Raw genomic sequence first — 11,894 nt, forward strand, 5'->3', positions numbered from 1 at the left:
GGATAGTTCTACTGTCTCCGCAGGTCAGAGCGATTCAATGGGATTACCGATTCTCCCGTGGAGCAGGAAAATGCCTGCCCGCCCGTATGGATCCCACCACACGCAAAGGGGCACAACATGAAGACGGTTCTGATCACTGGTACCTCATCCGGGTACGGGCGGGAGACCGCCCGCTACTTCCACTCGCAGGGGTGGAACGTCATCGCCACGATGCGGACGCCGCGTCCAGACGTCCTTCCTGAGTCGGACCGGCTCCGCGTCATCGAACTCGACGTAACCAGGCCCGAGAGCATCGCCGCGGCGTTCCAGGCAGCCGGGCCCATCGACGTCCTGGTCAACAACGCGGGCGTCCCATCGATCGGCGTGTTCGAGGGCACCCCCATGGCCCGGGTACGGGAAGTCTTCGAAACCAACACGTTCGGCGTGATGGCGGTGACCCAAGCGGTGCTGCCCCGGTTCCGTGAGCGCGGCTCCGGGGTGGTGGTCAACGTGACCTCGAGCGTGGTGCTGGGGCACATGCCGCTCACAGCCGTCTACAAGGCGAGCAAGATGGCCGTCGACGGGTTCACCGCATCCCTCGCGCTCGAACTCGCGCCCTTCGGCGTCCAGGCGAAGACGGTCGAGCCGGGCGCCTGCCTGACGACGAACTTCGCAGCCAACGCGGCCAAGGCGGCGGACGGGGCACCGCTGGACGAACTGATCCCGGCGCCCTACGCGTCATGGGCGCAGAAGGCCATGGACGACTTCACGGCGCAGGACCTGTTCACCAGGGAGAGCGACGTCGCCGAGACAGTGTGGCGAGCCGCGCACGACACGACCGGCCAGTTGCGATTCCCCGCCGGCCCCGACGCGGTGTTGCTCTCCCAGGCGAAGTGATCAGCCGGCGGGCACGGTCACGCCGCCCTGGACCCAGGAGCCGACCTCGCGCCCGCGCACGGGTCACAGGACACTCCAGCCGGTCCGGGCTGGCCTTCTCGGTCAGCTCCGGCTTCGAGCCCTCCTTACCACCGATCGAGCCCCGGCACGTCCACCACGGGCGCAGCACGGCATTCGCCGCCCTGAGGGCGATCCTCGAAAACGGCCGTTCGCCGCCCGAGCGGCTTCCAGTAGCTCTTCGGACGACTGCGGCAGGGGAAAAGCGCGTGATGCTGTCAGGCCGGTTGCGGATACTGAGGGGGACTCGGAGGTGAAGCGTGGAGTACTGGGATGTCGAGAGCGCCGACCCACAGCAGCAGGTGGGTGCGCGGCACCATACGGTGCCGGCCGGCCCCTGCCGGGGCCTCCACCACCCACCCGTCCGGCGGCCCCGTGCCGAGCCCCCGGGCAGCCCTCTCCAGGCCTCTCGCCCCGTGCCGGGGCGAGGCAGAGACGGGGCCGTCGAAGATGCAAGAGCTGTCACCGACCCGACCCCCGTACCACCCCGGGAATCCAGCCAGAGCACTCCCCCGAAAACAGCCACCGAACCGTCACACCCCACCCCGTCAAAAAGCCCCAGGCACGGCGCAGCACAGGGCGCATCGCGGGGCGTGGCACGGGCCCCCTGAAACGCACGGGGATGTCACCGTGAACCGGTCTCTAACGTCACCGGGCAGACGCGCGGGAAAGAGGCTGGACATACACCCCGGCATCCGGTCCTAAACCCCAGCGCCAGCCACCTGGAATCCCGCTCCTAATGCCACAACAACAACCAACCCGCCACCCGCTGCTACCGGCCAACAATGACCGGTCCCGGCACCCTCCCGAACTCCGAGACCCAACACAACGAAAACAACCAGAACAGGCACCGGAAAACAGCGCGGGCCTTCGGCGAGGGTCGGGGCCTGACGGCCCCTCGAAAAGGGCTGGGGGTGTCGCCTGCGGCGCCACCGAGAAACAGGGGCGGCCGGTATTCGGGTGGGGCCTGGCGGCCCGGCGCCGAGGTCGTCCCGGTGGCGCCTGCGGCGCCCCGGGCGCAGGCGCCGGCCAGACCCGCGACGAGGGCGCAGCCACCCTTCCCGAGGGCCGGCGGCGCACCCGCCTCCCGGACGGCGGCCTGACGGCCACCCACACCCGGTGCCCGGGGCCCGGGGCCCGGGCACCGAGACGACGGGACGGCGGCCAGGACGGCGGCGAGATGACTGCGGGCAGCGGCCACCACCCGGCTCCATACGACGCGCGAGGCATCAACCGACGACATCGACCAGGCGCAGCGACCCAAGCGACCCGCACGGCCACTGCCGGCCCCGGACGGCCCGGACGGCACCCGGACGACGGTGGGCCGGGCGCGCATCCATGGCACGCGCGAGGCACCCAACATCGCCGGCCGGGCTCCGCCGACGGCGGCCCCGGGCGGGCGCTGCCCTACAGGCCACACAGCCCCACAGGCCGCCCTACAGACAAGCGCCCCTACCAGGGCGAACACGGGCCCTGCCTCACAACCCCCACAGGGCATACCGGACAAGAAGGGCATGCCCGGCTCACAGAACCCACACCCAACCCCACAACCCCACAACCAGGTTCACCACGGCTGTCGCGCCCACCTCGCGCCCCCACCACACACAAACAGCGGCCGGAGCAGGGCACAGCACCACACAGCGGCGCCCCGGACAGCGGGCACGGCGGCGCCCCGGACAGCGGGCACGGCGGCGCCCCGGACAGCGGGCACGGCAACCCCCGGACGGCGGGCACGGCAACCCCCGGGAACGGCCGCCAGGGGGCGGGATACGGCAGGGACAAAGACGGCGGCCGGCCGACCGGTGTCGGCGTACAGGTTGGCGTGCACAGCCAGGTACGGCCGAACGTGCACAACTGGTCGTATCGGTATGGCTGGCAGATCACCCCGAGATCGACGCGGGTCGGACGCATGGATCGCTTGTCCGAGATCAGGTTTGTGCTGCCGCGTGAGTGACTGTGCTACTCGACGCGGAACCCGCCGTGAGCCTCGGCGCGCCGCAGGTAGTCGATCCACTCATCCCAGCGCGAGTCCTCGGCCATCGTCCCGGCCTTGGCGGATTCGGGCTGACCTTCAAGAGCGATCAGGGCCGCACGGATTTCCGCAGGCGTCACCAACCAGCCGTCATTGCCATGGCCGATCTTGTACTCGGGAATGCCGGTCGGCTGCTCGGCCTGCCACTCGACTGCGGCCGCCTGGGCGGCCAGGTAGGCGCGCACGGGCTCCGGCCACTCAGGCGCCCCAGGGCGCTGCGCTGCGTAGACCTCAGCCATCGTCAGCCCGAAATCCTCCAGGCGTGGCCACGGCGCTTCATGGTCGTGCGACAGCATTCCCAGACGATCCATGGCCGCCTTCGCGGGGCCCATGCTCCACGCGTTGAAGCGGTAGTCGGGATCACCCGCTCCGTCCGGCTGCTCGATGGTCATGTCCCAGCCCACTCGACGCCACTCCTCAATCTGTCCAGTCGGAGAGCCAGCGCCGAGCACGAAGGCGCCGTGGTGCCGCTGGCAGGGACACCCGAAGATCCCGGCGCCACAGTAGGACAGGCAGGATGGCGTTGTCGCGCTCGTTAAAGGGGCCGTGCCCACCTTCCTAGCGCACAACCTCAGCCGATGGCAGCGGCACATGGTCGGCCACGGCCGGGGACCGGGCGGGCCGCCTACCTGTGCACATCCGGGTGTACCTGGCTGTGCACGTCACTCTGTACGCCGACACCCGGCCACCACCAAGCTTGATGGCACGCGCGAGGCATCCAACCACCTCCCGGACAAGCCCCCGACGCCCGACCTGACAGGATCACAACCCGGTGCGCGTCACACCCCATTGCCCGTGACGCGCACCAACCGGACCCCGAAAAGATCCGCCGAAAAACCCCGCCGGAAACCCGGCAGACAACACGCCGCTAAAACACGCCGGAACCCCCGAAGAAAAACCCTCAGGGAACACCCGGAAATCCCTCGCCTCTGATGCCTCGCCCTCCATCACATGGCATGCCCACGGCAAACACACACAGCAACCAAAACCAGCCCCACCATCCGGACCTAAACAGGGGCGCGGCCACCACAGGACCACCCCCACACCGGTCCAACCAAAACCGGCAAAACCCCCAAAACAACCCAGCCACGCCAACCAACCCTCCAACAGGTCACACCCCAGCAGAGCCTCATGTCGCCCGAAAACGGTCATACCCTTCGAATATGGGCGACAGATGCGGGTGGTGCGGGGACGTCCTGCCGAGCGGACGGGGCCGCCGGTACTGCCCACGCCCGCGTCCCTGCCGACAGACCGCCTACCGGGCCCGCAGACGCGCCAAGGCCGCGATCCGCGCGCGCGTGGCCCTGCTCCAGATCAGCCAGGAACTCCAAGCACACACACTCGCCCTGGACGAGCTGATCGCCGAGGCGCTGCACGCGCAGCAAGGGCTGCCCGGCGCCCACAGCATCGCGGCGGCCAACTTTCAGCAGCTGACCCGCGAGCTGGTCCGGTGCGCGGTGATCGCCGACCGCGAGGCCGGCGCGACCTGGGCCACGATCGGCAAGGCGCTCGGACTCAGCGCGGACGCCGCCCGCGCCCGCTCCGGCAAAGTCCGCCTCCTGTGGCCACCACCCCCAGAACCCACCTGACCGCCACCGAGCGGCCGGCATCAGCCGGACGCGAGAACAGGAGCACAGCGCAGCGCCCGGCCACACCGACCAACGCCCACAACCCACCCGCCCAACCACCAGGCAGGGGCCCAGGGCTGCGGCACCCGCTGGGCGGCTCGAGGTCTGGGCGGCCCGGTTGCGGGCCTGCTGTGTGGCGGTGCTGAAACCGAGATGGAACTGAAGCGGGCCGCCCGTCCGGACACCTCCCAGCTGGCTGAGTGACCGGCCGCGAGGCCCCGCCCGGGGATTCAGGTTGTGGCGGGAATGGTCCAGCGCAGGCAGGCAGGCTGATGGCGGTGGATCACGAAGACGGTGCCGCCGAGGCTGACGAACCGTTCGGTGCGCACCCGGCAGCACGGCTCCTCCCGCACACGGGCCGGGGCGGGGATGACGGGCACGGGCGCCTGCGGTGCGGGCCGCTGCGCCGCCGGCGCGGGCATGCGGGGAGGTGCGGGGACCGCGGGTGGGCGCTGCATATCCAGCGTGCCCAGTGGCGCTCCCAGGGCCTTGGCACGGGAGAGGCGCCGGCTGCGACGGGGTCGAGGTGTCGTCATGGACGACAGCGTGCCCCCGCCGGGAACGGTCATGCGGGCCACGACACGCCCCCGTATCGCGTCGGCCGCGCGATGCGGGGAGGTCAGCGGTGACCGGGGAAGGAGACGGTCAGGGTCATCCGTACTCGAAGACGTCCTCGCGGTGCCGGGCGCGCACGCCCAGGTGGTGGCGTGGACCTCGGCACCGGCCGCCCGAGGGCGGCCGGTCGCGGGCCCGCTCCCAGGCGATGTCCGGGGTCGGCGGTAGGCTGCCGAGGCCCCGAGAAGGCACAGGAGGCCGCCACCCGCAGGTGGCGGCCCTCCGGCATCTCAGACAGGAACGGCGACGACACGACAGTCCGGATGCCGCACCCGGCGATCTCACGCGACCGGCCGGCGGTGAGGCGGGGGCAGGGTCGGGAGCCGGCCCCCGTCGGGTCAGCCGTCCAGTTGCGCGTACAGGCCACGGCCCGGGCGCTGCGCCCGGTCGGCCTTCGTCAGGCGCTCCAGCGCGGTGCGGACCGCGTTCACGTTGTCCGCCGATTCCTCGATCCCCAGCCGGGCGGTCACCTCCCGGGCCCGCAGCGGACCCTGAGCGCCGGCCAGCACGCCCAGCACACTGTCGGCGGTGGCACCGGTCGTTCGGCGCCCGGGGGCGGGTGCAGCCGTTCCGCGCTTTGCGGTGGGCGGCTCAGCGCCGGTGCGCACGGGCCCGGCCCCCTTGGCTGCGGCGGTCTTCTTCGCCGCGGCAGGCCGCGCGCCGTCGGTGGTCTTCTTCACCACCGTCTTCTTCGCCGCGGTCTTCTTCGCGGGGGCCGCCTTCTTCCCAGCGGCCCTCTTCGCGGGTGTCGCTTTCTTCGCCGCGGTCTTCTTCGCAGGGGCCGCCTTCTTCCCAGCGGCCCTCTTCGCCGTCTTCGTGACCGTGTCCGTGCCCAAGGCGCCCTCTTCGGCCGGCTCCCCGCCCCGCTCCAGCGCCGCCCCTGTCTCGGCCGCGAGCTGCTGCGGCCGAACCCCGACGATGGCGTCCGCCTCCGCCCGCACACCGCCCACCGGCGTCATGTCCTGCGAGGCCACCAGTTCGGTCAGGGCCCGCAAGCCCTCGATGGCGCCGCGTACGGCGTTCTCCCGCGCCACAGCGGCGGTCAGCTCGTCCTCCAAGCGCCGCCGCCGCGCCTCGATGCCGGGAAGTTCCGCCTCCAGCTGGGCGATGGTCTCACTGAAACGGCTCTCTGCCACGATTCCTCGTCTCCTCCGCCCCTGCGATCTGCCGCAGGGACTGTGCGATCTTTACCCCGCCACCGCGTCCGCCAACAAGAAACCGCGCACACGAAGGCCGCGGAAGAGGCTCACCACCGGCCTGCAAGCCGCGGCCGGGACGGGCTGACAGCGGGGCCCGGCCGGTCGCAGCCCCGGCCAACGGTCCTCCCTCGGCGGCCCGCCCAAGGAGGACCGCTGGCAGCAAGGCACTGAGGTAGGCAGGTCGCACGTGGGGGCGGTCTCCTGAGATGGCCATTCGCCCCTGGCTTCTTCGTAACTGAAGCAGCCCCGCGGACACACCTCCTCAGCGCCAGTCAGGCCGGTTGAGGTCAGGGCTTCGGCGTAGTCCAGGAGTGACCGATCTGTGACTCTGTGAGGATGAAAGGCACTCACGGATCCTGATGTCCTGCCGTTTAGAGCCTGTTTCCGAAGGTCTGGGCAACATATGGCCAGGTCAGGAATCGAACGGGGTTGGGTTCAGAGGTCTTTGGAGGAACGGATCACGGTGCTGAGGAGGGGGTCAGCCTCTGAGGCAGGCTAGAAGCCGAAGTCGAACTCCTGATGTGCCAGGATCTACTGCTGTGACTAGCGACCCTCTTGCCGGCCTGGACGATGTGCCCTGGGCTGAACTGCAGCACTCCTACGGCAAGGCCGACGACGTCCCCGGACACCTCCGGGCGATGCAGGCTGGGGACTGGGAGGGCCAGTACCCGCCGAGTGTGCAGCTCGCGAACCACATAGTGCACCAGGGCACGCGATCGCAGGCTGCGGTGTACACCGTTCCGTTTCTCGTGCGGATGGCGCTCGACCCGAGATTGGTCAACAGGCACCGGTTCGTAGAACTGCTGGTCGCCATCGCGATCGGGCTGGACAACAACCATCTGCCGAACGGCTACGACCCTCGGGAGGACCGCGACAACCTGGCAAGCCTGCGAGGTGAAGCCGAAGACTGGGCCCAGTGGATCGCCGAAGCCACGGACGACGATCAGCGAAAGCAGCGCAAGGAGAGCTGCGAGCAGGTGCTCATCGACGCCGAAGCGATTGTGTCCTCCTACAACGCCGTTCGGGAGACACTTCCCGCCCTCGCCGTCCTGCTGACCTCGGACAGCCCTGAGCTGCGCGCCGAGACGGCGAACCTGTTCGCATGGTTCCCCGAGTCCGCGGCGACGTCGATTCCGCTGCTGAAGGCGTTCGTCGCCGATGAATCCTCGCCCGGCGCCGCGGCGACGGGCGTGGTCGCCCTCGGGCTGCTCGGCGATCCGGCGGCCGCCCCCTTCATCCAGGGCTATCTGGACAGCCCTGTCGTCGAGTTGCGCTGGGCCTCCGCCTTCGCGCTGACACGGCTCGGCATCGCAGGCCCGGCCGTCGTCGACGTGCTGATCCAGGTCATCGCCTGGCCGGCGGAGAAGACCGAGACCATGACTTTCCTGAGCGGCTCCTACAGAAGCCTCGCAGTGATGGCCCTGGCCGAGACGTCCGAGGCCACGACACTCCGGGCGGTCGAGGCCATGCTTGTCGGCCTGGCTGACTGTACGGGCGTCGAGAGGTACCACGACAGGTACTACACGGCGCACAGGCTGTTCACGCTGGTCTTTCCGGGCGAACCCACCGAACCGCCGCAGTCCTTCGGAGACCTGAGCGACGTGCAGCAGCGGGTCGTGCGGTTCCTCGCCGACCAGGACGACGTCGGCTGGCCGTACCACGTAGCGGACGCTCTGAACCGGTGGAAGGTGCCGACCGGGCGCTCCGACCTACGCGTATACGTCGGGAGTGTCTAGGCCAGCCGACAGGCTGACATCTGATGTCGGGTGCCGGTGAGGCCGAATCGGCTGACGGGCGGCCGGGGTGGTGGCAGAGTGGTCGCCGGACACGTGCCGCGGGTGGGACCGGCCTGGGTGGTGGCGGTAACCGTGAGAACGATCAGTCCCGCTGGGCTTCGCGGGAGGCTGGCTGTCCTGACCGCTTGGACTGCCGCTGGGCAATGCGCCTGCTCATCAGGGTGATCGCGGCCCAGGTGATCAGCGACTCGGAGTGTTGGACGAGGCGTTCGTAGTCCCGGGCGTGACGGCGCGCGTGCATCACCCAGGCGTGACTCCGTTCGACCACCCAACGACGGGGCAGGACGACGAAGCCCTTCGCGTCCTTGGGGCGGTTGACCGTCTTGACGGTGAGGTTCAGGTACTTCTTCGCCCAGGTCACGAGCTGCCCGGCGTAGGCGGAGTCGGCCCAGACGATCGTGATCTCCGGGTGCATCAACCTGAGGCGGAACAACACCTCCTTCGCGGCGTCGCGGTCGGTCATGTCGGCGGGGGTGACCATGACGAACAGCGGCAGGCCCGTCGTGTCCACCACCAGGTGCCGCTTCCTGCCGTTGATCTTTTTCGCCGCGTCGTAGCCGCGCGAGTCGCGTCCGACCGTCTCGGCGGCCTTCACCGACTGCGAGTCGATGATCGTGGCGACCGCGCCCGGGGCCCGGCCCATGTCGCGGCGGACCCGGGCGCGGAGCTGGTCGCGGAGCTGCCCGATCACACCGGCCGCCGCCCAACGCGCCATGAACCCGAAAACGGTCCGCCAGGGCGTTATGTGGAATCCGCGATGTCAAGCGGGCGGTGGGAGTGTTGTCAGTGGGATCAGCTTGGATAGAGCTGTGTCTGTCAATGAACTCATCCGTCAGCTGCCGGAGATCTCGATCGTTCGCGACCGCTCCCGAGCCATGGCCGTCCTCGACGCCATCATGAGCCCGGACTGGGAGTCCCGGTTCTACTCGTTCGACTCACGGTGGTCGCCGACCGAGGAGATGGCCTCCATGCGTGACGGGTGCGGCAATGACTACTCGATCGTCTTCTCTCTGGCGGGTACGTATGCCCGCGGCTTCGACCACGAGTCGCCCATGAGCCCGTACCGGGTCACGCCTCCGGTTCCGTGGCCAGGGCTGTTCGACGGGGTGCCGGAGGCGTTTGTCCACAACGTCTCGGAGCCGGCGTTCAGCGGGCACGACGGGATGCCGCGGGTGACCGTGTGCTTCTGGCGTGAACAGGCAGACTCCCTATGGAGGGCCGGGAGCGTCGAGGCCCTGCCTGCAGGTGTGGAGGACGGCGGCAGTGCAGAGTGGTTGTTCGATGTCTTGGTGGATGGCCGCCCCGAGGCGTATCAGCAGTTCGCGGAGGAGTACTACGAGGTCACTGTGGACATCGAGGCCATCCGCCACGTCTATGAGCTGCAGCCCCTCACCCAGAGCGTCGTATCGGCGATGAATCCGGACGTGAGCCTCGCTGACCTTGCCGAGGATCTGAGGCAGATCGGATATCCGGTTCCGGGGCCGGAAGCTGACCCCGGAACCGCGTGATCACGGGGTAGGCCCGTTTCTCACCTCGACGATCGGCAGCAGGGTTGCGGTGGCCAAGGTGCCGAGCTGGCGTGGTGTCGGTCCGGCGGGGGTGGGGACGTCGGTGAGTCGTTCCAGGAGCTGGTCCAGGGTGGCCTGGCCGTCGTCGACAGCGGCGCGTTCGTCTTCGGTGAGGGGGATGTTGGCCAGCATCTTCTGGAGGTTCTCCTTCGCCTCCAGCAGTTGACCCTTGCTGGAGGTCTTCGGGGTGTAGAAGTCGCAGCGCGCGCAGGCCATCCGGTGCTGGCACTGCTCGAAGAAGGTGTAGGTGCACCAGCCGTGGCCCAGGTCGTAGTACTGCCAGGGCTCGCCGGTCGCGGCGGCGCCGGAGGCGACGGCGTCTCGGTCCACGAGGACTTCGATGGTGCGGACGTTGCGGGCGAAGTATCCGGCGTCGTTGTAGGCCCTGGCCAGGGTATTCGGGGTGATCTTCGCGTAGTGGGCGGTCGCTTCCGGGGTTCGGTGACCGAGCCATTCCTGCAGCTCGAACAGCGTCATGGGCTCCTTGGCGTTGTAGAGCTGGCTGGCGATCGTGGACCGGGCCCGGTGGCTGGTGATGTTGCCGCGGACGTCGGCGGTGGGGACGCCGGCCTTGCGGCAGAGCATGGGGATGATTGCCGTGTTGATGTAGTGCTTGGCGACCCGGCGGGCGCGGTGAGCGAACAGGAAGTCGGCCAACTCGCTGGTCTTGTGGTCGAGCATCTGCGGTTGGGCGGGTCTGACGGCCTGCCACGCTTCGATGGCCTTGCCAAGGAGCGGGTCGACGGGCTTGGTGAACGCGGTGCCGGTCTTGTGAGTGGGGACGTCCAGCAGGCAGACCGCGTCGCGGGCCAGGACCTCGCCCGAGTCGCCGGGGATGGGCAGGCCGTCGTACTGCCAGCGGATGCAGCCCACCCGTAGCCGGGCGATCTCGTCACTGCGCTGGCCGGCGAAGAGCCAGGTCAAGGTGATGGCCCGGATCAGCTCGACCGGGTAAGTGCGGCCGTCCGAGGTCGGCAGGTCACCGGCTTCCACGTTCAGGCCGGCCCACAGCAGCTTCGCCCAGATGTCGTCAGCGATCACCCGCGGGTCCGGTCCCATCAACGCGCGGACGCTTCGCGGGGTCCGCAGGGCGTGGGCCGGGTCGAAGCGGCGCGGGATCAACTCCCATTCGTGCAGGTCGCGGAAGAACGCGCGGGGCACCTTGAGGTAACCGGACTTCGACTGCGCGGTGAGCGGTTTGCCGATGCGGCCTTGCGAGCGCATGCCGTGCGTCCATTGGGAGAAGTCGCCGACGGCCATCCGGTCCACCGTCGCGACCCAGGACGCGCAGGTCTGACGGGTCCACTGACCTGGTTCGGTGACCTCGGGGTGCTCAGCAGCCAGCCATCGGCCGATCTTGGCGAGCACGCTGCGGTAGCCCCTGCGGATCTTCGGTGTCAGCGTCGAGGTCGCGTACCACCGCTCGACCCAGGCGATCCATTCGCCCGGCACTCCCACCATCACGGCTGGCCCGGCGTCGTGGCTCGACGCCGGTGGGTCCGCGTGGCCGAGCGCCGCAACCGCCCGGTGGACGCCGTGCAGGTCCTTGCCCCACTGGCCGCCCATCGCCGGGCTCGCCCGCAGGTCGGTCAGGGCCTCGGTGGACAGGTCCTCCAGGCGTGGGCTGCGGTTCAACAGCAGCACTTGGCAGATCACAGCCTCGAGCTTCTGGGCGTCGCGGCGATACCCCCAGTCGGCCAGCACTGTGCAGACCTGCTCGACGGCCGCGTCCACGGGCCCGGCCCCGAAGACCCGGCGGGCCAGGCTCGGCCGCACGAACCGGCCGAGCCGCTCGAAGGCCGTGAACTCACCGAGCAGGTATGCGTAGGCGATCAGGAACGGCCGGGCATTGGGGCCGATCTGCCCTCCCCAGGAGCGCCGGAACTCGGCGCCGTCCGCGTTGATCAGGTCCGCCCACTCCTGCACCGACCAGCCCCAGAAGGCCCGGCGGAGCTCACCGCAGCGAAGCAGCACGACTCCTGCCGCATCCCGCGCAAACCGCCGCTGATGGCGGTCCTCCGCCGGCCAGTTCAGGTCAGCGAGGACATCAGCCAGGGGCCGCACCAGCCGGGCGACCGGCCGCAGAGGCTCCAGGTCTGTGGCCAGGCCGTGACGGCGGAGCC

7 protein-coding genes and 1 pseudogene are annotated in these 11,894 nt (G+C 69.5%); 4 read left to right on the forward strand and 4 right to left on the reverse strand.

Annotated features, from left to right (window positions below; genetic code table 11):
• The first annotated feature begins 117 nt into the window (after positions 1 to 117).
• Positions 118 to 876 (forward strand): SDR family oxidoreductase, encoded by a 759-nt coding sequence (locus tag BOQ63_RS01935; protein ID WP_072653207.1) that lies wholly within the window; start codon positions 118 to 120, stop codon positions 874 to 876.
• 2,016 nt (positions 877 to 2,892) lie between these two features.
• Here BOQ63_RS01935 and BOQ63_RS01940 read toward each other — a convergent pair.
• Entirely contained in the window at positions 2,893 to 3,357 is a 465-nt protein-coding gene (locus BOQ63_RS01940; protein ID WP_141763891.1) for a hypothetical protein, read from the reverse strand.
• A gap of 771 nt (positions 3,358 to 4,128) precedes the next feature.
• Between BOQ63_RS01940 and BOQ63_RS01945 the strand changes: the two genes are divergently transcribed.
• Positions 4,129 to 4,554 carry a hypothetical protein gene (locus BOQ63_RS01945; protein ID WP_143174593.1) on the forward strand — a complete coding sequence of 142 codons (426 nt, stop codon included), beginning with the start codon at positions 4,129 to 4,131 and terminating at the stop codon, positions 4,552 to 4,554.
• Between the two features lie 992 nt (positions 4,555 to 5,546).
• Here the strand turns inward: BOQ63_RS01945 and BOQ63_RS01950 are convergent.
• Positions 5,547 to 6,344 carry a hypothetical protein gene (locus BOQ63_RS01950; protein ID WP_454130771.1) on the reverse strand — a complete coding sequence of 266 codons (798 nt, stop codon included), beginning with the start codon at positions 6,342 to 6,344 and terminating at the stop codon, positions 5,547 to 5,549.
• A 602-nt stretch (positions 6,345 to 6,946) separates the two neighbouring features.
• Between BOQ63_RS01950 and BOQ63_RS01955 the strand changes: the two genes are divergently transcribed.
• Positions 6,947 to 8,143, forward strand: a complete 1,197-nt coding sequence (locus BOQ63_RS01955; protein ID WP_072653210.1) for a HEAT repeat domain-containing protein — start codon at positions 6,947 to 6,949, stop codon at positions 8,141 to 8,143.
• A 196-nt stretch (positions 8,144 to 8,339) separates the two neighbouring features.
• On the opposite strand, the pseudogene BOQ63_RS01960 reads toward BOQ63_RS01955, so the two are convergent.
• Positions 8,340 to 8,942, reverse strand: a pseudogene (locus BOQ63_RS01960) (IS5 family transposase); the annotation flags it as partial.
• Positions 8,943 to 9,012: 70 nt separating this feature from the next.
• On the opposite strand from BOQ63_RS01960, the gene BOQ63_RS01965 reads away from it, so the two are divergent.
• Positions 9,013 to 9,711, forward strand: a complete 699-nt coding sequence (locus BOQ63_RS01965; protein WP_454130951.1) for a hypothetical protein — start codon at positions 9,013 to 9,015, stop codon at positions 9,709 to 9,711.
• Here BOQ63_RS01965 and BOQ63_RS01970 read toward each other — a convergent pair whose 3' ends face one another.
• Positions 9,712 to 11,607 (reverse strand): tyrosine-type recombinase/integrase, encoded by a 1,896-nt coding sequence (locus BOQ63_RS01970; protein WP_072653826.1) that lies wholly within the window; start codon positions 11,605 to 11,607, stop codon positions 9,712 to 9,714. It abuts the gene before it with no gap.
• Positions 11,608 to 11,894 lie beyond the last annotated feature (287 nt).

The organism is Streptomyces viridifaciens, from assembly GCF_001888885.2.
Taxonomy (GTDB): Bacteria; Actinomycetota; Actinomycetes; order Streptomycetales; family Streptomycetaceae; genus Kitasatospora; species Kitasatospora aureofaciens.

Coding starts and splice junctions, on each gene's coding strand:
- BOQ63_RS01940 (WP_141763891.1), bottom strand. CDS start 3,357: ATGACCATCGAGCAGCCGGACGGAGCGGGTGATCCCGACTACCGCTTC.
- BOQ63_RS01945 (WP_143174593.1), top strand. CDS start 4,129: ATGGGCGACAGATGCGGGTGGTGCGGGGACGTCCTGCCGAGCGGACGG.
- BOQ63_RS01935 (WP_072653207.1), top strand. CDS start 118: ATGAAGACGGTTCTGATCACTGGTACCTCATCCGGGTACGGGCGGGAG.